The sequence below is a fragment of the Nonomuraea roseola genome (genome assembly GCF_039535395.1).
Lineage (GTDB): Bacteria > Actinomycetota > Actinomycetes > Streptosporangiales > Streptosporangiaceae > Nonomuraea > Nonomuraea roseola.
This window is the reverse complement of the sequence record NZ_BAAAXC010000005.1, coordinates 454477-478580: the sequence shown is the minus strand read 5'-3', so window position 1 is coordinate 478580 and position 24104 is coordinate 454477. Positions and strand designations below refer to the sequence as shown.

20 protein-coding genes and 4 pseudogenes are annotated in these 24104 nt (G+C 68.6%); 12 read left to right on the top strand and 12 right to left on the bottom strand.

The window, feature by feature from the left end; genetic code table 11:
• Positions 1-232: 232 nt before the first annotated feature.
• Complete coding sequence (gene rox, locus ABFX55_RS04165; RefSeq protein WP_346118295.1) at positions 233-1657, bottom strand: rifampin monooxygenase; 1425 nt, start codon at positions 1655-1657, stop codon at positions 233-235.
• 812 nt (positions 1658-2469) lie between these two features.
• On the opposite strand from rox, the gene ABFX55_RS04160 reads away from it, so the two are divergent.
• The 3 genes and pseudogenes from ABFX55_RS04160 to ABFX55_RS04150 all read left to right on the top strand — a co-directional run bounded on the left by ABFX55_RS04160 (position 2470) and on the right by ABFX55_RS04150 (position 3682).
• On the top strand, positions 2470-3057 hold the full coding sequence (locus tag ABFX55_RS04160) for a recombinase family protein (RefSeq protein ID WP_346117758.1): 588 nt from the start codon (positions 2470-2472) through the stop codon (positions 3055-3057).
• Positions 3048-3376: pseudogene (locus ABFX55_RS04155) on the top strand (recombinase family protein). The gene ABFX55_RS04160 and the pseudogene ABFX55_RS04155 overlap by 10 nt, the downstream one beginning before the upstream one ends.
• A 3-nt stretch (positions 3377-3379) precedes the next feature.
• Complete coding sequence (locus ABFX55_RS04150; protein WP_346117756.1) at positions 3380-3682, top strand: hypothetical protein; 303 nt, start codon at positions 3380-3382, stop codon at positions 3680-3682.
• Positions 3683-3780: 98 nt separating this feature from the next.
• Here ABFX55_RS04150 and ABFX55_RS04145 read toward each other — a convergent pair whose 3' ends face one another.
• A complete protein-coding gene (locus ABFX55_RS04145; RefSeq protein ID WP_346117754.1) occupies positions 3781-4449 on the bottom strand; it encodes a TetR/AcrR family transcriptional regulator in 669 nt (222 codons plus the stop codon).
• Between the two features lie 141 nt (positions 4450-4590).
• On the opposite strand from ABFX55_RS04145, the gene ABFX55_RS04140 reads away from it, so the two are divergent.
• The 3 genes from ABFX55_RS04140 (at position 4591) to ABFX55_RS04130 (ending at position 6574) form a co-directional block, all read left to right on the top strand.
• On the top strand, positions 4591-5631 hold the full coding sequence (locus ABFX55_RS04140) for an NAD(P)-dependent alcohol dehydrogenase (RefSeq protein ID WP_346117751.1): 1041 nt from the start codon (positions 4591-4593) through the stop codon (positions 5629-5631).
• A gap of 87 nt (positions 5632-5718) precedes the next feature.
• Positions 5719-6207, top strand: a complete 489-nt coding sequence (locus ABFX55_RS04135; RefSeq protein WP_346117749.1) for a DUF6326 family protein — start codon at positions 5719-5721, stop codon at positions 6205-6207.
• 151 nt (positions 6208-6358) lie between these two features.
• Entirely contained in the window at positions 6359-6574 is a 216-nt protein-coding gene (locus tag ABFX55_RS04130) for a hypothetical protein (protein ID WP_346117747.1), read from the top strand.
• Between the two features lie 98 nt (positions 6575-6672).
• Here the strand turns inward: ABFX55_RS04130 and ABFX55_RS49670 are convergent.
• The 7 genes and pseudogenes from ABFX55_RS49670 to ABFX55_RS04100 all read right to left on the bottom strand — a co-directional run.
• A pseudogene (locus ABFX55_RS49670) lies at positions 6673-6906 on the bottom strand (DUF4158 domain-containing protein); the annotation flags it as partial.
• 170 nt (positions 6907-7076) lie between these two features.
• Entirely contained in the window at positions 7077-9524 is a 2448-nt protein-coding gene (locus tag ABFX55_RS04125) for a 3-keto-alpha-glucoside-1,2-lyase-like domain-containing protein (protein ID WP_346117745.1), read from the bottom strand.
• Between the two features lie 397 nt (positions 9525-9921).
• A complete protein-coding gene (locus ABFX55_RS04120; RefSeq protein ID WP_346117743.1) occupies positions 9922-10338 on the bottom strand; it encodes a hypothetical protein in 417 nt (138 codons plus the stop codon).
• A 121-nt stretch (positions 10339-10459) separates the two neighbouring features.
• Positions 10460-10816, bottom strand: coding sequence for a hypothetical protein (locus tag ABFX55_RS04115; protein ID WP_346117741.1), 357 nt, complete (start codon positions 10814-10816; stop codon positions 10460-10462).
• Positions 10817-10879: 63 nt separating this feature from the next.
• Positions 10880-12187 (bottom strand): MFS transporter, encoded by a 1308-nt coding sequence (locus ABFX55_RS04110; protein ID WP_346117739.1) that lies wholly within the window; start codon positions 12185-12187, stop codon positions 10880-10882.
• A gap of 20 nt (positions 12188-12207) precedes the next feature.
• Positions 12208-12774, bottom strand: a complete 567-nt coding sequence (locus ABFX55_RS04105; RefSeq protein ID WP_346117737.1) for an ArsR/SmtB family transcription factor — start codon at positions 12772-12774, stop codon at positions 12208-12210.
• Between the two features lie 190 nt (positions 12775-12964).
• A complete protein-coding gene (locus ABFX55_RS04100; protein ID WP_346117735.1) occupies positions 12965-14191 on the bottom strand; it encodes an MFS transporter in 1227 nt (408 codons plus the stop codon).
• Positions 14192-14332: 141 nt separating this feature from the next.
• On the opposite strand from ABFX55_RS04100, the gene ABFX55_RS04095 reads away from it, so the two are divergent.
• Positions 14333-15541 carry a PucR family transcriptional regulator gene (locus ABFX55_RS04095; protein WP_346117733.1) on the top strand — a complete coding sequence of 403 codons (1209 nt, stop codon included), beginning with the start codon at positions 14333-14335 and terminating at the stop codon, positions 15539-15541.
• Here ABFX55_RS04095 and ABFX55_RS04090 read toward each other — a convergent pair.
• A complete protein-coding gene (locus ABFX55_RS04090) occupies positions 15501-16370 on the bottom strand; it encodes a bile acid:sodium symporter family protein (protein WP_346117731.1) in 870 nt (289 codons plus the stop codon). The two genes, ABFX55_RS04095 and ABFX55_RS04090, sit on opposite strands and share 41 nt — an antisense overlap.
• 15 nt (positions 16371-16385) lie before the next feature.
• Positions 16386-17495, bottom strand: coding sequence for an alkaline phosphatase PhoX (locus ABFX55_RS04085; protein WP_346117729.1), 1110 nt, complete (start codon positions 17493-17495; stop codon positions 16386-16388).
• 154 nt (positions 17496-17649) lie between these two features.
• Between ABFX55_RS04085 and ABFX55_RS04080 the strand changes: the two are divergent.
• The 4 genes and pseudogenes from ABFX55_RS04080 to ABFX55_RS04065 all read left to right on the top strand — a co-directional run.
• Positions 17650-18264, top strand: a pseudogene (locus tag ABFX55_RS04080) (cytochrome P450); the annotation flags it as partial.
• Positions 18265-18586: 322 nt separating this feature from the next.
• Entirely contained in the window at positions 18587-19465 is an 879-nt protein-coding gene (locus tag ABFX55_RS04075; protein WP_346117728.1) for a hypothetical protein, read from the top strand.
• Positions 19466-19858: 393 nt separating this feature from the next.
• On the top strand, positions 19859-21004 hold the full coding sequence (locus tag ABFX55_RS04070; RefSeq protein WP_346117726.1) for a Tn3 family transposase: 1146 nt from the start codon (positions 19859-19861) through the stop codon (positions 21002-21004).
• Positions 21005-21270: 266 nt separating this feature from the next.
• Positions 21271-21750, top strand: a pseudogene (locus ABFX55_RS04065) (dihydrofolate reductase family protein); the annotation flags it as partial.
• A gap of 325 nt (positions 21751-22075) precedes the next feature.
• Here ABFX55_RS04065 and ABFX55_RS04060 read toward each other — a convergent pair.
• Positions 22076-23083, bottom strand: coding sequence for an RNA polymerase subunit sigma-70 (locus tag ABFX55_RS04060; protein ID WP_346117724.1), 1008 nt, complete (start codon positions 23081-23083; stop codon positions 22076-22078).
• A 298-nt stretch (positions 23084-23381) separates the two neighbouring features.
• Here ABFX55_RS04060 and ABFX55_RS04055 point away from each other — a divergent pair, with 298 nt between their 5' ends.
• Positions 23382-24059 (top strand): hypothetical protein, encoded by a 678-nt coding sequence (locus tag ABFX55_RS04055; protein ID WP_346117722.1) that lies wholly within the window; start codon positions 23382-23384, stop codon positions 24057-24059.
• Positions 24060-24104: the final 45 nt, after the last annotated feature.

The following is a 24104-nucleotide window of genomic DNA, read 5'->3' as shown; positions in this document are numbered from 1 at the left end:
AGGCTGTCACGGTCGTCGCCTTCCGGTGGGCTCGTGGTGGGGAGCCGTGCCCGGCTCGACGTGCCACAGGATAGCCAGCACCGGGCAGGCCGATCCTGGCGCCCCCGCCACGAACCCCCCGGCGAAGCCCCTCGATGAGCTGCCTCATCGAACGCCGAGCCGTCGAAGCGGCCGGCGTCCCAGAAGACTGCGCGCGCGGCCGTATCTACGGATGACCACTGCTCAGGCGAAATCAGTCGGCGGGCTTGCCGAACCAGCGGGAGAGGTGGTCGTCCAGGTCCTGCTGATCGTCGCCGACCCAGGCGACGTGGCCGTCGGGGCGTAGCAGGACGCACGGAACATCGAGTACCGCAGTGGGATCCGCGAGGTAGTCGACCCGGTCTGACCAGCCGCCGACGGTCAGGCGTTCGGTGCGGTCCAGCAGCAGGCCGCGGCCGCGATGCAGCAGACCGTAGAGGTGGCCCTGTTTCACGTCGATGTCGTGCAGGCGGCGGCCGAGCAGGTCGGGGCCTTCGCCGAAGTCGTAGCGGATGCCGATCGCGGTGATCTTCTCGATCAGATGGCGGTTCACCTCCTCGAAGTCCATCAGTTCGGTGAGCAGCCTGCGCACGGCCTGCGGGCCCGGTTCGGTGGACAGCAGTTCCATCTGGGCGCGGGTGTTGTCCAGCACGTCCTCGGCGACCGGATGACGTTCGGCCTGGTAGGTGTCCAGCAGTGTTTCCGGCGCCCAGCCGCGGATCTGTGCGGCCAGTTTCCAGCCGAGGTTGAAGGCGTCCTGAACGCCCAGGTTCAGGCCCTGTCCGCCGATGGGTGGATGGATGTGTGCCGCATCGCCGGCCAGCAGCACCCGCCCGACCCGATAACGTTCGGCCAGCCGGGTGGCATCCCCGAAGCGGGACAACCAGCGCGGGGAGTGCACGCCGAAATCGGTTCCGGCGATGGTGCGCAGCTGTCGTTTGAAATCCTCGAGGGTGGGCGGTTCCGCGCGGTCGCTGACTCCCGCGGCGGGGACGACGACGCTGTAGAGTCCTTCGCCGAAGGGCCGGAGCCAGAATGGCTGATGGGTCTCGTGGATTTCGGTCACCTTGGCGGTGATCTCCTCCTGCGGTACACCCACTTCCATCTCGCCCATCAGCGTCTCGGTCCGCGAGGGCTCGCCGGGGAAGCCGACACCGAGCAGTTTGCGCACCGTACTGCGCCCGCCGTCACAGCCGATGAGGTAGCGCGAACGCAGCTGTTCCCCGTCGGCCAGCTCGACGGTCACACCCTCGTCGTCCTGCTCGAAACCGGCGACCGCGCAACCGCGCCGGACCTGCGCTCCCCGTTCGATCGCATGCTCTTCGAGCAGATGTTCGATGACCGGCTGTGGGATGCCCAGCAGATAGGCGTGCGCGGAATCCAGGCCCTTGGGCGCGGGTTTGGGGATGGCGGCGAAGAAACCGCCGGCCGGACGCTGTCTTCCACGCTGGACAATGCGATCCAGCAGTCCGCGCATTGCCATCAGCTCGAGACTGCGAATATGCAGACCGACTATGCGGACGAACGACGCGGGCTCGGTTTCCTTCTCCACAACGAGTACCCGCACATCGTGCAGCCGCAGTTCGGCGGCCAGCGTCGCACCAGTCGGCCCGCACCCGGCGATGATCACGTCGAACATGAGGGGCGCGCGATCGGCGCCGGAGGCCGGCGACCAGAGTTCGGGGACGTCGCCCCCCGAGGAGTCACGCTCGACCCTGTCGTTCGACGGCGGCTCGGCGGTGACCTGCTGAGAGTGCATAGGTGTTGCCTTTCGGGAGTGCCTTGTTGTCGAGGCGCTCCCGGCGACACCTACGTCAATCGCCCGACCGTGACGGGAAGGGGGAGCACCCACATCGATACAGCGTTCATGGGTCTCACCTCCTCAGGCGGTGTCACAGTCAACTGCAAGCTACAAGCCCGAGCATCACACCGTCCAATCCTTTCCCAGCCACGTGATCACGACTCCCTGACGGGCCCGTGCGGTTGCCGGGCGAATCCGGCGTGGCGGCCCGGCCGGTCCGGGCCACGGTCGACGGTCTTATCCTGGCCGCCCCCGAGGCAGACCGGGTCCCGGAGGGCGCTTCCCTGATGAACCCCCAGCTAAGCGCGGCTCGTCGTGACTGTAGGAGTTGGCGCTTGAGGACTACCGCCCTCCAAAGTCACGCTAAGCAAAATCAGCCGGCCGTCAGGGTCTCGGACTGGGCCCATCCTGTCGGGGTGAATTCCATTCGTACATTTTCCGGTGTGGAGTCTGCGGCCCGCGCCAAGTGCGTCCGTTAGGGGAACCCTCACCGGACACCCGGAGGCGATCAGTGCACAGGAGTTCGGATCGGTGGTGCGTAGGCCTTCGGAGCAGGGCGGATCGTGAAGTGTCGCCAAACTTGATCTTGTATCAGTTAGGGTGCCCGGTGACTTGTACGGTGACCGGGGGTTAAACGTTACACTCGTCGTGTGGCGAAGATCGGCTATGCGCGGTGCTCGACCGACAAGCAGGACGTGGCGGCCCAGCGGATGATCCTGCGCGAGCTCGGGGTGCCGGAGGACCGGATCTATGTGGACGAGGGGCTGACCGGCACCAACCGCAAACGCCCCGGTCTGGACCAGGCCCTGGCGGCGGTGCGCGCCGGCGACACCCTCGTGGTGCCGAAGCTGGACCGCCTGGCCCGGTCGGTCCCGGATGCCCGCGACATCGGCGACTCAATGGTGGCGCGCGGGGTGAGGCTGTCACTGGGCGGCAGCATCTACGACCCGACCGACCCGATGGGCAAGATGTTCTTCAACATCCTGGCCACGTTCGCCGAATTCGAGGCAGACCTGGCGCGGATGCGGACCCGGGAGGGGATGGCGATCGCCCGCGCCAAGGGCAAGCTGAAGGGCAAGCAGCCCAAGCTGTCGGCCGCGCAGCAGCGGCACCTGGTCAAACTGCACGCCGAGGGTGAGCACAACATCACCGAGCTGGCCGAGTTGTTCAAGGTGTCACGGCCCACGGTGTACCGAGTACTGGAGAAGGCGACGGTGTCGGCCGCCGCGTGGCGGTAGACGCTGACCACTGGTCAGCGTCTACCGCCGTCTTTTACAAGATCACGCGTCGCAGGCCCAACCGCGCCCGGCCAGGCCTGCGGGAAGCCCTCGCGGCCTGCCGGGCCGGTGACACCCTCGTGGCCACCAAGCTCGACCTGCTGGCTCGGTCCGTGGCCGACGCGCACGACATCTCCATAAACTCACCGCACGCGGGGTGACGCTCAACCTCGGCGGATCAGTCCACGACCCCGCCGACCCCATCGGCAAGCTGCTGTTCACCGCCCTGGCCATGGTCGCGGAGTTCGAGGCCGACCTTACCCAGATGCGCACCCGTTAGGGAATGAAGGTCGCCAAGGCCGACTGCGCGGCAGAAGCCCAAGCTCAACCCCGACAGGAAGCTCACCTGGTAAAGCTGCACCGCGCCGGCCAGCACACCACCTCCGAACTGGCCGAACGGTACACCGTGGAACATACAGGCATCAAAACCAGGCCAATGGGTAACTGGCGCTGCCCGGTCAGATCAAATAGCCGAGCATTTCAGGCCAAGAGTTCGGCAGCGGGTGTTGTTAGATGCGGACAACTGGCTGTGGCTGATGTGGCTGCTGTTGCCAGTGCAGCAGAGGCAATCGACGAAGTCACGTAGGCACCCCAGGCGCACGGCCGCTACGAGCCCCGCTACAACACGGCGGTTATGGATCGGAGCTGCGGTGCAGAGGGCCGCGCGACGGTCCGTGAGCGTCGCTATGCGGAGGCTCTCAGGGGCTCGAGGGCGGCCAGGATGAGGTCGAGGCCGAAGATGAACTCCTCTGCCGGGTCGTAGCCGGCAGCGACGAGCGCCGCGGCGGACTCGTTGAGGTAGGGGAACTCGTCAGGAGGAAGCTGGGGCAGGAAGACGTCCTCGGCCATGTCCGCGAACTCATCGGCGGTGTCGAACGGCAGGCTGGCTTCCTGCAGGGCGAACCCGTAGACGTAGACGTCGAGCAACCAGTTGGCGTGCGTCGCCATCAGAACCGGGAAGCCAGCCCTCCGCAGGCAGGCGGTGACCGCTTCGCGGTGGCGGAGGTGCGCGAGCCCCGGCGATGTCCGCGACTCCATCAGGCCGATCGCCCACGGGTGGCGTGCGAGAACCTTTCGGGCGGATACCGCCCGCCGTCGCATCGCCGACTGCCAGTCGGTCTCCTCGGGCGGGAGCTCGATCTCCTCGAACACGACGTCGATCATGGCGTCCAGCAACTCCTCCTTGCTCGCCACGTAGTGGTAGAGCGACATCGCGCCCGCGCCGAGCGCGCCAGCCAGCCGGCGCATGCTCAGCCCGTCGACCCCCTCGCGGTCGGCGAGCCGGACCGCCTCGACCACCACCCGCTTCTTGCTCAGCCCCGCGTCTGACGCGACCTGGCGTTGCTTCCTCACAGACACGGGTCTCCTCGCTCCCTCGAACGGCTTGACTATCGTACAGCGTACGAGCATAGTACGGCGTACGAGCATAGTACGGCGTACGACGTACGGTGTACGAACAAGCGAGGGTCGCAGCTCGGACGTGAGGAGGCTCCTATGGGAACCGAACAGCGATCGAACGCCTCAGCACGCCTGGTGCCAGGGGCCAGTCCGGCCGGGGCGGCGACGATGCGGGCCGCCGTCCAGCACCGCTACGGCCCGCCCTCAGTGCTCGAGTTGTGCGAGGTCGGGCTACCGCTGCCCGGTCGAGGCGATGTGCTCGTCCAGGTGGGCGCGGCCTCAGTACATCCCGGCGACTACTTCGTCATGACCGGTGAGCCGTACGTGGTGCGGCTGGCGTTCGGGCTCCGCCGGCCGCGCCACGGCATCCCTGGCAGGGACCTCGCTGGCGTGGTGGCAGCGGTCGGGAAGGATGTCACCGCTCTCCGCCCCGGCGAGGAGGTGTTCGGCTGGAGCACCGCTGGAACGCTCGCGGAGTACGCCTGCGTCCCGGCGGACAACCTCGTGTCCGTGCCTGCCAACCTGTCGGTCGTGGACGCGGCAGCGGTCCCCACGTCGGCCATGACGGCGTTGCAGGCATTGCGCGACATCGCGAACGTTCGACCGGGCCAGACGGTGCTGGTCACGGGCGCGTCGGGCGGCGTGGGCTCCTTCGCCGTACAGGTCGCCAAGGCGTTTGGCGCCGAGGTGACGGGTGTGTGCAGCACCCGCAACGTCGACTTGGTCCGGTCGCTCGGTGCCGACCACGTCGTTGACTACACGAGGACCGACTTCACCCGCACCGAGAAGCGCTACGACGTCATCCTCGACAACGTGGAAGCTCAGCCCCTGGCGGCTGTCCGCCGAGCGCTGACGCCCACAGGCACCCTCATCCCCAACAGCGGACGCGGCGGCCGCTGGCTCGGCCCCCTCGGTCGGATCGTCAAGGCGCGCGTGCTGTCCGGGTTCACCCGTCAGCGGCTGAAGCCCTTCCTGTCGCTCCCGAAGCGCCAGGACCTGCTCACCCTGGCCGACCTGCTCACGACCGGGCAGGTCACACCCGTCATCGACCGCACCTACCCCCTCGACGAAGCAGCCGACGCCCTCCGCTACGTCGCGGCCGGCCACACCCGAGGGAAGGTTGTCGTCACCGTCTGACGACCAGACCGACCCAACCCGTGCGTATGCACGCCCAGACCTGCCGCCACTCCGGCGGAGGGACCGCTCCTCTCGAAAGAAGAACCGATGACCATCCGAACGAACACCCCGAGCCTGCTCGACAACCCGCCGATCCCCGTGCAGGCCAAGCTCGCGGCAGCCTGGACCAGCTTCATGTTCCTCTACATCTACGTCGACTACTTCCACCTCTACAAGCCCGGCGCCATCGACGAAATCCGGGGTGGCGTCATCTTTGAGTTCGACATCAGCGGGACATTGTTGACCATTTTCCTCGCGCTCATAGGGATCCCGGCCCTGATGGTGCTGCTCTCCATGACGCTGCCCGCCCGTGTGAACCGCGCCACGAACCTCGTCGTTGCATTGCTTTACATCCCCGTCTCGGTGTTCAACGCGGCAGGGACGTCCTGGGACTGGGCCTCCTTCTACGGCCTCTCCATCGGAATCGAGGTGCTGATCCTGGCCTTCATCCTGCGCTCCGCCTGGACATGGCCTCGAACCCCCGCCGTCCCAGCCGGTCCCGCGACGACCGACCTTCGACAGGACCTTCGACCGTAGGTATCCGTGTAAAGTCCTACGGCGTGAAGCCCGCCGCCGCGGACACCGGGCCGACCGTGACCAGCTCAGTCGCGGTATACGCAGAGAACCTGCTCACGAACGGTCCGGTGTCCTGTCCGCGCGGGGGCTCACGGGCCGGTGGACAACGCCCGTGATGGTGACCCTGCTGCCGACACCGGTGCTACTCATCGCCGGCCTGGTCCTTCTCGTACGGGCGAAGGATCTGCGCTCCGGTTGGCGTGTTTCGCTTATGGTCTCGCTGTTAGCTGGAATAGCGTTCATGGTGTTCCAGGTCACCGCTCGCGTCGACCATGACGGCATGGACCTTGAACTGAGCTTGGTCCGTATCGAAGCGCCAGTCGTCTGAAAATCCTCGTTGAAGGGATCGCCGCCCGGCATCCGGCTTCTTGAGTCCATAGAATCGCGCCCGCTCCGATGCCGGAGCGGGCGCGTTCGTCTACAAGCGTCCACAGCTCCCACGTTCGGCACATCCAGCGGGTCCTCCAGGAACCTGCCCAGATGGCGAACCGTGACGAGCTGGAGTGCGAACCCGACCCGATTGTGATCACCGCGCCGCACGGCGACGAGCTCACGGTCAGCGTCATCCAGGAAGAAGAACCGCTCCAGCACCGCCTGCTCCGGCGGCCCGGTAAACCGGCCGTACAACGCTTCTTCGGCGGCAGTCAGAAATATTCTCACGACCGATCAACGAGATGGAAGATTGATCGTTATCGTTTGATCTTGCTTAGCGTGACTTTGGAGGGCGATAGTCCCCAAGCGCCGCGTTCAGGGCCTGCTCCGAGGCGCTGGCCCGCCGGTAGGCGGGCCAGCGATCGAGCGACCCGCCGGCGTTGTTCACGGAACGGCGGTCAGATGACGCTGATACGTATGTTGCGGAAGCAGACGCGCCCGGTATGGGCTTGCAGGCCGAGGTAGGCGGCCGCGTCAAGGGTGGTCGGCAGGCCGCGCTCAGGATCGGTGTTGGCGAAGGTGGTGACTTGTCGGCCGTTGAGGATCACGGTGTAGTCCTGGCCGCGGACGCGGATCTCGTAGTCGTTCCACTTGCCGGGCGGCCTTGCCGGTGCTGCCGTGTAGGTCTGGCCGTCGACTCCGTGGACAGCGCCTGTGCGGTGCATGTCGGCGCCGTCGGGCCGGGCCAGGTCATCGATCTGGATCTCGAAGCCGAAGTCGACCGCCACCCAGGCGGAGTTGTCGTAGCCCTTACTGGTGGGATCGGGGAAGCGGATGAACACCCCCGAGTTGTCGTCGGGGCGAGTCAGGCGGTACTGCAACCGCAGTGAGAAGTCGGTCGGGGTGGGGCGGGTGCACCACAGCAGGCCAAGGCCGTCGCCGGGGATCGACTGGAGTGCGCCGTCCACGATCTGGAATCGACCGGCGCCGGCCATCCGCCAGGCGCTCATGTCGGTGCCGTCGAACAGCACCTCGTGGTTGTCGGTGGCGACGAAACGGCGGGTGGGAGTGAGATGTTCGGCCAGCCGGCGGGCGAGCGCGACGCCGGTGAGCATCGGGTTCGGCGAGCCCAGCCGAGGGAACAGCGCCGGGCCCGCCGCGTAGGCGTTGTCCACACCGTGCAGGCGGCAGTCCGCGGTGGTGACGGAGCCGGCCGGGTCGTCGCCGAGGCGCAGAGTCCCGCCCTCATGGTGGGTGGTGCCCAGTCCGTCGCGGCGGCGGTTGAACGGCACCACGTCGGAGGGAGCCTGCCCGGCGGCCGCCGGGCGGAACGTCGGGCCGTCGAGGACCTCGAACGGTGACCCGTTGGCGAAGGCCAGGGCGGCGGCGTCGGCGCAGGCGTCCATCTCGTCCCACAGTTGCCTGTCGGCCGGGCTGGGCGACAGCTCTACCAGCGCGCGGGGGATTCCGTACTCGTCGAGTTCGGGGTCCAGCCGGATCTGGTTGGCCGGGTTGTCGGGATCCATCTCACCGATCCCGCGCAAGGTGATGACCACGTGTGTGTCGCTGGCGGATTGGAACCGGTTGAACAGGTCGATGTCAGGGAGCTTCTTGAACAGCTCCGCCTCGGAATCCGCACTGCGGGATCCGAGGCCGGCGGCCGTGATCTGCAGGTGGAAGAAGCGCTCGCGCCCGTCGGCGTCCACCGCGTGGCCCTTGAGAAGCAGGGCCGCGGCCATGAGTTCGTGTTCGGTGATCTGTCCCAGCGCCTCCCGTGGGATCCGGATGGTGAGGTTGGAGCGCAGGTGCGCCATCAGCCCGCTGCCGATCGGGCCGGTCCCCGGCAGGGCGTCGAAGGCGTGTAGCGCCAGCCGGGTGCTTTCGATCGTGCCCAGCGCGATCACGACCGCTCCGCCGGGCGGCAGCGGCACGTACCCGTGGCTGGTCTGCACACCTGTGACCTCGCTGCCGCGGGTATCCAGACCCAGCACGTGGCATCGAGGGACGATCATCAGCCGCTTGTCGGCGTCGTTTCCACCTGAGTCGGCCCAGGCGGTACGGGCGGCCTGCACCAGCAGCGGTCCTGCGCTGAACTTGTTGTTCGGGAAGAACCCGGGACGAGTGCTGGCCTGCACGGCCAGAGGGGCCTCCAGCTTCAGCTGATCCGCCAGTTCCTGCGCGCTGCGCTCACCGGCGGCATCTGGGCTCATGCCCAGCAGCTGACTCAACTGCGCCGGCGAGGGGAGCCCGTCGCGCAGTGCCGGATGGTCGGGGAGCGTCGCCAGGTCCATCGCCCCGGGTACGAGTTGCCCGCGCACCGCCTCGTGCAGACGTTCCCGCAGGGCGTTGTGCAGCGGGCCGAAGATGAAGTCGTTGGTCTGGTCGACACCGATCTGCTGACCTGCCGTATCGAGCTGGCCGTCCTGCAGGTCATCCACCAGCGCCTTCGGCCACACCGTGGGTGACAGCTCCTCGGGCAGCGGCCGGGGCGCCCAGCCGCCCCAGTACAGCGACCGGCCTCCCACGCAGTAGGCCAGCCCCGGGAACGGCACCGGCGAATGCCATGCCAGTCCCCACACCTCGTTGCGCGGCACGTGCGCCTGCCCGGCTTGACGCAGCGCGGCGATGCTCGTCGCAGCGGGCACGTTCAATCCCAGCATCGGGAGGTTCTGGACCTGCTCGGGAAGCATGAAGGGGCCACCCTCGAGCACGAGGATCCGGTGTGTGCGCGACACGTCGACGTTGAACATGTGCGCGGCCACCACCGCGCCGAAGCTGCCGCCCCCGATGACCACGACATCGAACGGGCGGGCGCCCGGCGACGCCTGACTGTCTGTACTGGCCATCGCCTCGGCCAGGGTGTTGCACACGTACCGGCCGAGGACATCACGCGAGAATTCGGTCACTTGGGTCTGCGTCGCCACGGGCGTCGCCTTTCGCCAGCGCCCCGCAACGAATCCGCAGCATCAGACGCATATCGACACTTTCCGTGACCAAATTAACACATATAGTAATCAGAAGCTTGCGCAAGGTGACGGCAAGGGGCATGGGGTGCCGTCGCCGTCACCAGCCGTCATTTCGGTGGTGCCTTCCCGAGGAGGAGCAGCCGGAGCGGTCGCAGGGCTGACCAGCCCCACCGACCAGGTTCGTGCCGGCGACGCCGCGCGGAAGCGGCTGGCGTACGGCCCGGCCGAATCAACCCATGGCCGGTTCTGGCCGTATCCCGGCTGGACCCGGACTGGTTGTGCGTGGCGGCGCAGGGCAACGGTCCCACAGCAGGAAGGCACGACGAACGTCGCTGGCCTACCTGCCGGCGTGCCGGGTGCGGTCGGGCAGTGTGTACCTCGGGGGAGTGACGCCGCGGGCGTACCGGCTTTCGGCCCACATGGCCACGTCGCCCTGGCCGTCGTCGTCGGGGTCGCCGGCGTCGTGCTGAGCCTGGGTGGCGGCGGCCTGCAGCTCCATCGTCAGGTCGCGCAGCGCGGCCACGCAGTTGTAGGCGTCGCGGGTGGCCGGGCCGCTGTCGGGCAGGGTGTGCTTGACCGCGTCCCACATCGCGTCGGCGTGGAGCCACAGCGCATGGCGGGCTCGGGCTTGGCGGGCGCGGTCGGCCGGGGTGAGCTGAGCCAGCAGGGCCGTGTCCAGCTCGTGCAGGTCATCGGCGAGTTCGATGACGTGCTGTTGGTGGCGAGAGTCCAAGGTGTCGTGGTCGTCCGTCATGAAGGCGACGGTACGCCGCGGTATCGACAGTTCGGCCGCCCGCGCGTAAGCCCTCCGCTCCCGAACGTGGCCCCAGCCCCAAGGTAGGAGTTGATCTGACGTCCTCCCGGACTCGACACCCCTACTCGGTTGGTGCCAGTTCGGCGGTGAACTGGCGGCGGAACGGCTCGCCCGTCGCCTGTGGGTAGGGGGTTTCGCCGAACTGGCGGGCTCTGGCCGCCAGGCGAGCGGTTTCGGCTTCGATGAACGGGCCGAGCTGCTGGTGGAGGCGGATCACGGGTTGCCATTCCGTGCGTAGGACATCGTCGGCGTCCACCACGCCGTCCTCGATCCGGCGGCCGATGAAGTTGTAGCGGTTGAGGAGAGTTCGACCGCCTCGAGGACCTCGGGGTTGAGGAACCTGCGGACGGCCGTTATCGCTGAGATTGATCTTGAGTCGGGGCTTGAGCAGCAACTTCGCGGGCGGATTTACCACCATCTACCGCTTGGATGCGGGCAGCCGTGGCCGGAGGGGTGGTCCAGGCGTTGCCGGTGGGTTTGTTCAGCGTGCCGGAACCTCGGTGGGTTGCTGTGATTCGGGTGCGCTTTTCTGAATGGGGTCCTCGGGTTCCGGGTGTCCTGGTCCAGGGGTCGTGGCGGCGTTGCGTAGTGCCGTTTCGACTCGGCGGTTGCTGGTCATGGTGGCCGTGACGGCGGTCATGACCAGGAGTAGGCCGGCGGCGGCGTAGAGCGGGGTGCGTATGTCGTAGGTGGTGGCCAGCCAGCCGCCGAGGAAGGCGCCGAACGGGGCGGCGCACATGGCGAGCATGCGGGAGGTGGAGGCGACCCGGCCCATCAGGTGAGCCGGGACGATCGCCTGCCGGAGGGAGGGCCCGAGCACCATCGTGGCGCCCATCCCCGCCCCGCAGATGGCGAGCGCGAGCCCAGCCACGTACGGATTCGGGGCGGCGGCCAGTCCCAGGATGGCAAGACCCTCGACCGCGGCCGTGCAGGTCAGTGCGGTGCCGGTGCCGAGCCGCCGGCCGAGGAAGGACGCGATGCCCGCGCCGAGCAGGCCGCCGGCGGCCTCCGCTGTGAGGAGCAGCCCGAAGCCGAAAGGGCCGATGCCGAGGCGCTCATGGGCGAAGAGGGCGAGTACGGTCTCCACGGCGAGGAAGGCGACGTTCCCGACCGCAGGACGCAGCGCGAGCCCGAGCAGCAGCCGATCCTGGAAGACGTAGGAGGCCCCGGCCCGAGCTTGGCGGAGCAGTGACTCGCGGGCGCCTGCGGTAGGCCGCGGCACGGCGGGCAGTGACCGTACGAGCAGTGCGGAGAGCACGAACGACACCATGTCGGCGAGCAGCGGAACCGCCCGCCCGAGCGCGAGCAGCGCACTGCCCGCAGGTGGCCCGGCGAAGCCGGACGCGGCGGTCTGGGTGCCGCGCAGGCGGGAGTTGGCGCGTTCCAGGAGTGCGGGGTCGCGGCCGAGCAGATCCGGCAGATAGGCCGTGGCGGCCGTGTCGAAGAAGAGCCCTCCGAGGGCGAGCAGGAACGCGACAGCCGACAGCAGCGGAATGCTCAGCACGTCGAGCACGGCCGCGGCCGCTGGTATCGCGAGCAGCACCGCACGCATCGTGTCCGCGACCCACATCGTGCGGCGGCGGTCCCAGCGGTCCACCAGCGCGCCACCGAGCACCCCGAACAGCAGCCAGGGCAGCGTCCCGGCCGCCGTGACGACGGCCAGCGCCATCGGATCCCGGGTCAACGTCAATGCCAGCAGCGGCAGCGCGGCATGCGTCACCCCGTCACCGAGCGAGGACACCGTCTGCGCGGTCCACAGTCGCCCGAACCCGGTAGGCAACTTCGCCACATCATTCATCGGATTCGGGGTCACTTGGCGTCCCCCTCGACCTGCTGGTCGACCTGCTGGCGCGGAGCCGGCTGGAACAGCGCGAAGACCAGCGACGCGTCTGGAAGCGAGGGATCCGACAGCGCCCGGTACTCATCCGCCAGTGCCTGCAGCCGCGCCCCCAGCTCCGTGAACTGCTCCTCGGTGAGCCGCAGATGCGCCATCCGCACGTGCCTCTCGCCATCCACCGGCGACGCCTCCAGGTCCGCCACCGCATTCCGCAGCAGCACATCCGGCTGCCCCGGCCCCGGATCCGGCAGTTCGATCGACCGGGCGGCCATCGCGTAGTACCGCTCGGTGACCCCTCTCACCTTCCGCGTCCGCACCACCTTCACCAGACCGGCCCGCTCCAGCAGTCGCACGTGATAGCTGGAACTCCCCTTCGCCAGGCCCACCCGCTGGGCGATCTGCGTGATCGTCGCCGGCTCGAAGCGGAGCACGGCCATGATCCGGTGACGCGTGAGATTGGAGACGGCGCGTAGTTGCTCGTCAGTGGTGACGTGAAACGTCTCGGGGAGATCATCGGTAGGCATGGCACCAATGGTCAACGACTCTTGACCATTATGCAAACGAATTTCGCTCGTTCGCCGGACTTCTAGGGTCGGAGTCGATCACGCATCGTCGAGTGGAGGCGTCACCGCCGAGCGCCGGCGTGACGATCAGGTCGGCCGAGGAGCGCTTCACGACCAGCGCCAGCCGATCTGTCCGGTCCTACCGCCGACAACCCGCCGGCCGGTGTCAGGTCGCTTCCCGACGTGGCCGTCGAGCTCGACCACCTGGCCGAGCAGCAGCCCAGGCGCACAGCGCCATGAGGACGGCGACCGTGCCGCCGAGCGTCATGACCGCCGAGGGTGAGGCGGCGTCGACCACCACACCCCCGAGCAGGGCGCCGGCGGCGATGGTCGCTTGGAAGGAGGAGGTGAACACGATGGTGGCCGCCTCCGTCGCGTGCGGCGCCGAGGCGGCGAACCAGGTCTGCGAGCAGACGGGCACCGCGCCGTAGGCCAGGCCCCACACCACCAGCAGTGCCAGCGCGCCCAGGTGGCTCGTCCCGAGCAGGGGCAGCAGCAGGGTCGCGCAGGCGATCATGCAACCGCTCACGGCGAACGTCGCCCCGAGCGCACGCCTCGCCGTGGCTCCCGCGACGAAGTTGCCCGCGATGCCGGCGACGCCGTACACGAGCAGGAAGGCCGTGACCACGCCGGGGCTCGCGCCTGTGACCTGCTGCAGGAAGGGGGTTACATAGGTGTAGGTGCCGAAGTGGGCCAGCACGACGAGGAAGGTCAGCACCAGCCCCGCCCGCACGCCCCTGTCGCGCAGCAGTCCGGTCAGGACGCCCAGCCTGGTCACCTGTTCGGCCGGCAGCGGCGGGAGCAGGACGGCCAGCGCCACGAGGATCGCGACGGTCAGCACCCCCATGATGACGAAGGTCGCCCGCCAGCCCGCGAGATGCCCGATGAGAGTGCCCGCGGGCACGCCGAGCACGGAGCCCAGGGGGACCGCCGAGAAGATCACCGCGGTCGCGGTGCCGGCGTGCGCGGGTCGCACCAGGCGGGCGGCCAGGCCCGCGCCGATCGACCAGAACCCGCCGATGACCAGTCCGACCAGCACCCTGGACACCACCATGACCCCATAGGAGGTGGCGGCGGCGGCCAGGAAGTTGGCGACGGCGAGCAGGAGCATCAGAGCGCACAGCATGAAGCGCCTGTCGAGCCGTCCCGTCGCCACGGTGACGGCGGGGGCGGCGACCGCGGCCAGGATGCCCGGCATCGTCATCATCAGCCCCGCCGCCCCGTCGGAGATCTCGAAGTCTGAGCCGATGGAGGTCAGCAGACCGATCGGCAGGATCTCCGCGGTGACGATCGAGAAGATTCCCAGCATCACGGAGACGACGGCCAGCCAGCCGATCAGCGGCGAGCGCGCGGCGGCGACGTCCCCGGCAGTGGTGGAGGTTGAAGTGGACACGTGCTCCACTTCAGCGGTTCAGGACCGTAGGGCGCTGGCGGGATTGAGACCTCACCGTCAGCAGGAGGAAAGGAGACGGCTGTCCCGATCGCGACAGAAAGGGCATTCTGGGGTGTCGTCGTGACACCTGGGAGCCGGCCGATGTCCGAACCACTGCGCCTGGCGGGGCGCGCCGTCCACGAGGTCCTGGACGGGCAGGCGGTCAGGCTCGCCCGCGAGCTGGTCCGCGGCTTCGTCGCCGAGATCCCCTTCTACAGGGAGTTACCCGACGAGGAACTCACGAGCGACATCGTCCAGATCACCGAGCTGAACCTGCGCCTGGTGGCCAGGCTGCTGCGTGAGCGGCGGGCGCCGACGACGGCCGAGCTGGCGCCGCTGCGCGCCTCTGCCGTCCGCAGGGCGCAGGAGGGGGTGCCACTCGAGGCGATCCTGGCCGCCTACCAGCAGGGCGCGGGCCGGATCTGGGACCACGTGCTGGCCGGGGCCGCCCCCGAGGACCTGGCCGACGCACTGGCGGCCGGACGGCTGATGCTCGGCTACACCGAGGCCGTCACCGCCGCCGTCTGCGCGGCCTACCAGCACGAACGCGAGAGCCTCGTACGGCAGGAGCAGCACGCCAGACACGCCACCATCTCCGCCCTGCTCAGCGGCGAACCGCAGGCCACCACCGGGATCAGGCTGGCGGCCCGCTACCTGGTGCTGTCGGTGACTCTGGGCGCCCACCCGGACGAGCGCTCGGCCACGATCGCCGCGCGGCGCAGGCTGCACCGCGTGCGCGAGGCGACGCAGAGGTTCTCAGCCGAACCGGTGCTGTCGCTGCTCGATCCCACCGGCGGGCTGATCCTCGTGCCCGATCTCGCGTGGGACTCGGCGGGCGCGCTGGTGGCGGCGATCTGCGAGGCGGCGGGTGTGGAGGTGCGCGCGGCGGGCGAGGTCGCGCCGCCCGAGGGGGTGGCGGCGGCGGCCAGGCTGACCCAGGAGGTGCTCGACGTGGTGCACCTGTTCCACCATCCGCCTGGCCTCTACCGGCTGGCCGACGTGCTGCTGGAGTATCAGCTGACCAGGCCGAGCCAGGCGATGAGCGGCCTGGCCACGCTGCTCGACCCGCTCACCGACAACCCCGACCTGCTCCGGACGCTCACCGTCTACCTGGAGACCGGCCTGGACAGGCGGCGGACGGCCGAGCGGCTGCACGTGCACCCCAACACCGTTGACTACCGGCTGCGCAGGGCCGTCGCGCTGACCGGGCTCGACCCCGTGGACCCCGCGCAGCTGCAGAGCATCGGCGCGGCGCTGGCCGCGCGCCGCGTCATGAACCGGCCGCGACCGGCTCCTCCTTCCTCGCCCTGAGCAGGAAGCCCGCGACCGCGGCGGTGAAGAACATGAGCACGCCGTAGGTGGCCGAGGGGATGGCCATCTGCGTGTTGGCGAGCAGACCCGCCGCCACGGTGATGGAGAGCGTCGCGTTGTGGATGCCGATCTCCATGCAGGAGGCGATCGCCTGACGCCTGCCGACCCGGGCCAGCCTGGGCGCCCAGTAGCCCACGGCGAGGCTGATGACGCTGAACAGCAGCGTGATCAGGCCGACGTCGCGGATGTAGCCGCCGATGTTGTCGAGCTCCTGGAGCACCGAGGCCACGATCACCAGCGCCAGGATCACCGCCGAGGTGATCTTCACGGGGGTGTGCATACGGTCGGCGAAGGCGGTGAACCTGGCCCTGGCCAGCATGCCGATCGCCACGGGCACCAGGACGATCGCGAACACCTGCACGCTCTTGTCGAACTGCAGCCCGAGCGTGCCCGCCTCGGCGCCGAAGAAGCCGATCGACAGGTTGGTGATCAGCGGCAGCGTGAAGACGGCCAGCACGGAGTTGATCGCGGTGAGTGTCACGTTGAGCGCCACGTCCCCGCCGAACAGATGGCTGTAGAGGTTGGCGGTGGTGCCGCCGGGCGAGGCGGCCAGCAGCATCATGCCGACGGCGAGCACCGGCGGCAGCCCGAACAGCAGGACCAGCGCGAGGCACACGGCCGGCAGCACGAGCACCTGGCAGGCCAGCGCGATGACGCTGGCCTTCGGGTACTGCAGCACCCGGCGGAAGTCGGCGGGCGCCAGCCCGAGTCCGAGGCCGAACATGATGACGGCCAGGGCGATGGGCAGCAGGACAGCGGCAAGGCTCATGGGGGGTTCCTGTCGTTAGCGGCGGAAGGGGCCGGTGACCTCGTAGGTGATGCCGCCCGTGCCCGCCGTCTCGCCGCTGGTGCCGCGTTGGGAGGAGAAGTACAGGCGGGAGCCGTCAGGGGAGAAGGCGGGGCCGGTGATCTCCGATCTGCTGTGGCCGTCGAGGCGGAGCACGGGCGCGACGAGGCCGTCGGGCGTGATGATGTTGATCTCCATGTTTCCGCCGTCCTCGGCCACGTAGAGGTCGCCCGCGCGGGTGCCGGTGATGTTGTCGACGCCGTCGAGCGTGCCGCCGCCGTCGTAGATCGAGCCCAGTGTGCCCGTTCGCGCGTCGTAGGCCCAGACCTTGCGATCTCCCTTGGCGGTGAAGTAGCAGACGCCGCCCGCGTAGTGGCAGCCTTCGCCGCCGTCGAAGTGCAGGGCCTGGCTCACCTGGTGGCGGGTCTGCCGCTGCAGCACGCCCGGCGTGGGGTCGGGGACCTCGCGCCAGACCGGTCCCTCGCACAGCACCTCGAGGCGGCCGCTCGACAGCTCGCCCCATGTCGTGGGGCGGAAGCGGTAGAAGCAGCCGTCCTGCTCGTCCTCGGTGAGGTAGACGACGCGGTGGTCGGGATCGCAGGCGGCGGCTTCGTGCTTGAACCTGCCCATCGCGTTGCGCGGCTGCGCGGGGCGGGCGCCGTACGGGTCGGTCTCGTAGACCTTGCCGCGGAAGATCTCCTCGCACGACAGCCAGGTGCCCCACGGGGTGGCGCCGCCTGCGCAGTTGAGGTTGGTGCCGCTGAGGATGCGGTAGGCCCGCGTGATCGAGCCGTCGGCGGCGAACCTGATCGCCGAGGCGCCGCCGGCGAGCGGGATCTCGGAGTTGGAGACGTAGATCCAGCCGGTGCCGTCGGGGAAGCAGGCGCCTCCGTCGGGCGCGGGGTGCCACAACAGGCCGCCGACCGGCCTGCCCGTCCTGGCCACGATCCTGCTGGTGAAGCCGGACGGCAGGGCGACGCCGTTGGCGTCGGCGGGGCCGAGCGGGCCGTACGGGCTCGCGCCGGCGGCGGCCATGGCGGCCTCCTGCCAGAGGGAGCCGGAGAAGGCGGCGGCGGACACGGTCAGGAGGAAGGCACGTCGCTGCATGGCACACACCATGAGGGGGGCTTGCGCATCTGTGAATTGGGCCGGGCGGCAAACCGGGGCGGCCATTCCTGTGACCCGTCACAAAGGCATGGACGACGCGGCGAGGGCGTGCGGCTGATGAGCGTCCTCCCACGACCCTCCGAGGGGGGCAGACCTGTACGAACTGGTCGCAAGGAAGCGGGCGGAACCGGCTGACGACCTGCTCAGCGGCCTCATATCCGGCGGCGATCTCTCTCATGAGGAGATCGCGGGGGCGGGGCTGCTGCTCCTGGTCGCAGGGCATGACACCACGGCCAACATGCTGGGGCTCGGCACCTTCGCCCTGCTGAGCGACCCAGGACAGCTCGCCGCCCTGCGGTCGGAGCCGCCACTGATCGAGGGGGCCGTCGAGGAGCTGCTCCGCTATCTGGCCGTCACGCATCTCGGGCCGCTCAGGGCCGCTCTCGAGGACGTCGAGATCGCCGGTCAGACGATCGGGAAGGGTCAGGTGGTCACGATCTCGGTGTCGGCGGCCAACCGCGACCCCGAACGGTTCGCCGATCCTGAGACCTTCGACGTCACCCGTCCCGCGACCGTGGGCCACCTGACCTTCGGGCACGGCATCCACCAGTGCCTCGGTCAGCAGCTCTCCAGGATCGAGATGCGCGTGGCCTTCCCCGCGCTGTTCTGGCGCTTTCCCGGGCTGCGGCTGGCGGTGCCGTCCGAGGAGGTTCCGATGCGCACGGGCATGAGCATCTACGGCGCGCACCGGCTGCCGGTCACCTGGTAGCCCTGCTCGCCCCACCCGCCCGAACCAGGCGGGAACGATGTTCTCGGCCCTCCGCTCGGGTCCGTGCCACCAGACGCAAAGTAGCTGTCAGTAACCGGAAGCTCCCGGAGGGCTTGGACATAAAGACTTTTAGCGAGCACCTTTCCTGCTTACTTGGTCTGCCCCCCTCAGGCCATAGACACGCAACGCCGAAGGGCACCGGGCCAACCGGTAATTGTGCGCAGACCGATCGAGGCGGCGGGGCGACTCTGCAAAGACAGGGAACCGTGCTCCCCGAAGATCGGGGAGGTCCCCACGCGCCCACTACTCAGAGAAGGCTCTCTTGCCTATCGCGACAAGACGCACCTGGGTCACCGTCATCTCGCTCGTTCTCGCACTGTCCGCCGTCATCGTGACGATGCCGGCCAGTGCCTCATCCGCCAACATCCCCGACTACGAGGTCGTATTCGACACGAGCGGCAACACCTCCGGCAACAAGGGCGCCGATGTCACTTGCCCTTCGGGTACACGCGTGCTCGGCACGGGGGCCGAGATCATGGGGCCGAGCGGTGACGTCGTCATCGACGAGGTGGTACCGACGACGTACACGGTCAACGCGTTCGGGATAGAGACCGGAGCGGGCACCTCGTCCTTGTGGATGATTCGCGTGTGGGCCGTCTGCGGCGACCCGGACGAGGCGACCAGGATCGTCAGCCGGACCGCCCCGCGGAACGGGCTGCTCCCCCTGACCGTCACCTGCGACCCCGGTGAGTTCCTGCTCGGCAACGGCTACCGGCTGGACGGAGCGGGCGGCAAAGCCGTCGTCGACTACATCAAGCCGCAGCTCAACGCGGTTCACGGCCACGCGACGTGGATCTCCTCGTCGGCAGCACCGTCTTGGACGCTCGAGATGTTCGCGATATGCGCGGAAGACGCGCCACCGGGGCTGTGGATCTACAGCGACTCCACCGCGAACAGCCCGAGCTCCACCCTGCCCAGCAAGGAGCTCGACGTGTCCTGCGGCGGCGCCGGTGACAGGCAGGTGGTCCTGGGGACGGGGTTCGCCGTCCAGGATGAGATCGGCTCCATCCCGATCACCGACATCACCCTCGACTATCTGGTCCCGACCCGCGAGAAGGTCGAGGCCAAGGCGGCCGAGGTGGTGCCCGACAGCAGGTACTGGAACCTCGTGGTCTACGCGATCTGCGCCTACGAGGACTGACACCGCAGAGATCAGGAATCCGGCCACGGGCAGCGCGCAGATCACCGCTGCCCGTGGCCGTCGCCCGCACCGGCGATCCTCGGTTCCTAGCATTCTCATGCGATAAATCCCTATATAGGTGATCTGACGCTGAATGCGACCCACCGGACCTTGCGTGACGAGGTCACCAAAGAGCTGCGCCGCCGCGGGAGACCCCGCCGGATGTGCGCCGGACGGGGACTTGGTGTGCAGTGATGCCTTCGGACCAGGAGTTTCAGGGGGCCGGACGTTTCCCAGGCCATCAGAGGGGGTCCCGTTAGTAACGGCGCAGGAAACAACGGATATGCAGGTCAGCGGCCCGTCCTCCAGGCTGAGCTCGAAGGGGCTTACGGACATTTCTCCATTGGTACCGGAGTGCCGGTCCCGCGCATCCGGCTCCCCCTCGATTCCGGCATCATTGCCGAGCTCCCTCCGGCTCTCGGCACCAAGCAATGGCTCAAAAGATCCGCCGGCATTCGATCGCCCCAGTTCGGCGCCGACAAGAAATGGCGCCTGCCCCGCTCCGCGCTTGGTCGCCTCATCTTCGGCGCCAGCACCCTGTCCTCATCAGACGGACAGCGGTTCCCCACGCGCGGAAAGTCAGTCACCGCAAGGGCTTTGAGCCGGTACTTCGCGTCCGAGGGGCTCTCGACGTACACACACGTGACCGACCAGCACACCACCTACGGCACGAAAGTCATCGTCGCGACCAAGCGCGAGGCCCACTACGTCCTCGACGAGATTCTCGGGAACGCGACCGGCATTCCCGTCACCGAGCACGCGACGGACACCCACGGGGTCACGCTGGTCAACTTCGGCTTGTTCGACCTGCTCGGCGTGCAGTTCTCCCCGCGGATCCGGGATCTGGGCAAGATCACGCTCTACCGGGCCGGATCGCGTGCGCAGGTCGAGGCCGACTTCCCGCACACCGGGCCGCTGCTGACCCGCAAGCTCAACACTGACCTGATCGCCGAGCACTACGACGACCTGCTCCGGCTGGCCGGTTCGCTAAAGTTCGGTCACGCCACCGCCTCGCTACTGGTCGGCAAGCTGTCCGCGGCCGGCAGGCAGAACGCGCTCGCCGCAGCGCTCAAGGAGTACGGGGCACTGCGGCGCACCATCTACGCCGCCCGATACCTCGCCGACCCGGCCTACCGGCGCAAGATCTCCCGGCAGCTGAACAAGGGCGAGTCGCTGCACGCGCTCAAGCGAGACCTGCTCTACGCCCACGAGGACGCCATCCGAGCGCGGCACCTCGAAGCTCAGACCGAGCAGGCGTGGTGCCTGACGCTGGCCACCAACGCCGTGGTCGCCTGGACCACCGAGTACTACGGCCTCGCGGTCGAGTCGATGCGCAGGGCGGGACGCCGCATCGACGACGAGGTCCTGGCCCGCATCTCCCCGGCGCATAGCGAGAACATCAACTTCTTCGGCGCAATCGAGGTCGACATCGAAGGTGAACTCGCCCAGCTCGGTCCCACCGGCTATCGGCCGCTGCGCGTCCGCGACACGCTGTTCTGACAGGCTTCCCTCACGGGGCGCACTCGGCGTCGGGGGCATTGCCCCCTCAGGGGCCCCTTCAGTAGTAGGCGCCGAAAAACAACGCTCAGCTGCGTCGGCGCTAGGAGAGGTAGGTACTCGCGGATCTTGCCGGGCACGTGCGGCCGCTGGTCGCCGAGCGAGATGCCCAGCGTCGGGAACTGCTTGGCGATCTCCAGCGCGGTGAGAGGGCCCGGCGCTGTAGCTGTGTGACCAGGCGTTTGCAAGGGTGAAATCGAGACTCATCGCCGAGCGACGAGCTGTTCCAGTGGTGGTCCGACCGGGTGGACGCGGGCCTGGCGCTGTACGGGCGCAAGCTGTGGGAGACGATGAGCTCTTACTGGCCGACCGCCGACAAGCAGCCGGGTGCCACACCGGCGGTGATCGAGTTCGCCGGCCGCTGGCGGGACATGCCGAAGGTGGTGTTCTCCTCTACCACCAGCACGGTCGACTGGAACACCCGTCTGGTCACCGGCGACGCGGTCACCGAGATCACCAGGCTCAAGGCCGACGACGGCGGCCCCATGGACATCGGCGGTGCCACACTCGCCGCGGCGGCCATGCGGGCCGGGCTGATCGACGAGTACGCGATCGTCACCCATCCGGTCCTGGTGGGCGGCGGCACGCCGTTCTTCACAGCCCTGGACCACTGGGTGAACCTGACCCTGGTGGAGACCCGGACGTTTCCCGGCGGCGTGGTGCTGGCCAGGTACGAGACGAGGCGGTGAGCACGGGCCAAATGCTCGGCTCGTGAGGCCGGGTCGAAATCCTTCCTGGCGTGCTCACCGTGACCCTCGGCGATGAGGGGACCTTTTCCCGGCCCTTCCTTGCGTTCCGAGTGAGCTGTTGACCGACTCGCTGGAGATGAGGACGACGGCGTCGTTGATCGTGACGATGTTCTTCGGGCATGAGGATGCCCCGCCGGCAACGCCGGCGGGGCGGTGGTGTTCGCGTTGCCGCGTTGATGTTCAGCTGGTCGGGGTGCTCATTCCGATGTGACTTCGGTGACGCCGGCCCGTGCGCTGGACTCGTCGACGATGGGGACTTGTCTGATCACAGCGTCGCGGGCAGGCCCAGCCATGGTTTGTCGGTGGCGTCGAATCCGGTGAGCTCGGCGATCTTCCCGTCGACGATGTGCAGGACCGCGATGTTGAACAAACGGTATTCCGGGTCGTCGGGGGTGCGGAGGTACAGCGCGGCGGCAGGCATGCGGTTGACCGTCGTGGCGATGCAGCGCCAGTCGTCGTAGCCGCGCTGGAAGAGCCCGCTGGAGACCCAGCCGTCCACCGCGTCCTTGGCTGTGACGACCAAGGTGCCCGGATCGGGCAGCATCGCGAAGCGCAGGTCGTCGCGCAGCAGGGCCATCAGCCCGTCGAGGTCGTTGCGCTCATGGGCGTCGATATACGACTTCACCACGCTGCGCTCGTCATCCGACAGCTCGTGCGTGGCAGGGCTCCGCCAGTCGAGGCGGCGGTCGGGCAGCTGCTCGCGCATCGTCACACGGGCCCGCTGCAGTGCGCTGGTCACCGATGCGACGGTCAGCTCGAGGGCGTCGGCGGCTTTCGACGCCGGCCAGCCGAGGACGTCGCGCAGGATGAACGCCGCCCGCTGCCGCGGCGGCAGGTGCTGGACGGCGACGATGAACGCCAGCTCGATCGTTTCCCGCGCCACCACCGATTCCTGCGGGTCCTCGGGGAGCATCCATTCGGGGTACGGCTGCAGGTACAGCACCTCGGAGCCGGGGTCCGGCAGCTCGGACGGTACGGGTGTGCGGTCGTTGCGCTTCTCCAGGAAGTCGAGGCAGGCGTTCGTCGCGATCCGGTACAGCCAGGTCCGCAGCGCAGCGTGGCCCTTGAACGACTCCCGCTTGTTCCACACCCGCAGGAACGTCTCCTGCGTCATGTCCTGGGCGTCCTCGTAGTTCGCGAGCATCCGGTAGCAGTGCACCTGCAGCTCACGCCGGTGGCGCTCCGTGATGAGCGCGAACTGTGCTGCGTCGCCTGAGCGGGCCGCCGCGATGAACGCGGCCTCGTCGGCGCCCAGCAGTCTGGCGTCGGTCATGGTCATCAATCCTTCCACCGGTGCGAGAGGGCTAACAGAACTGACGACGTGGCGGAGGATTTCTGATCGGTGAAGCCGCTGACACCGGGCCGTTCGCCAGGCCGGATGGGTCGGGGTCGATCCAGGGGACGTGCTCCGGGTCGGGCACACCCTCGATGTCGAGGTGGGGCCAGCACGGCTAAGCGTTGTTTTTCGGCGCCTGCTACTTAGGGGCCGCATCGGCGCGCCTCCGACCGCGATGCCAAACCAGACGCCGCCTCGCCGAGGTCGGACAGGACGCCTAACCGACGGTGCGGCGGTGGAGGAAGTCGCCCCGCGGGCCGCCGTGCTTCCCGCGGCCGCCACGGTCGTCTCCCTGGTGCCCGAGGACGAGGACTCGGGGGAGATCGCCATGCGCAACGCGCTCGCGACCCGGTTCAACACGGTGAGACCGTTCCTTGCGTTGCTGGGCGAGTCGAAGGCGCTGGGGGCGGCGAGCGGCGGCAAGCGGATCCTCGACGGGGTCCGCCGGCTTCCTGCTCTGGCTCGGCGGAAGGTGAGCGTCAAGCCGCTGCTGCCGCGCGAGGCCGACGACAAGCTGGTGCCGCCGGCGTGGCGCAAGGCGGTGTACGCCAACCCCGATCTGCCGCAGGGCGCCGTGGACCGAGACGCGTACGTGGTGTGCGTGCGGGAGCAGTTGCACCGGGCGCTGACGCGCCGTGACATCTTCGCCGCTCCCTCGCACCGCTGGTCCGACCCGCGCGCCCGACTGTTGGACGGCGCGGAGTGGGAGGCCGTACGCGAGGACGTGCTGGCCGGGCTGAGCCTGGAGGTGCCCGTCGAGGAGCACCTGGCGGATCTCGTGCGGGGCCTGGACGCCGGGTGGAAGCAGCTGGCCGAGCGCCTGGAGGAGGCCGGACCTGCCGCGAAGGTCAGTATCGAGGTGCAGGACGACGGCCGAGTGAAGCTGAACGTTGACGAGACCGACGCGGACTGAAGTGCGCCCTCACCCCTCCAGCGGCAGCGCGATGCTGTCCGGCCC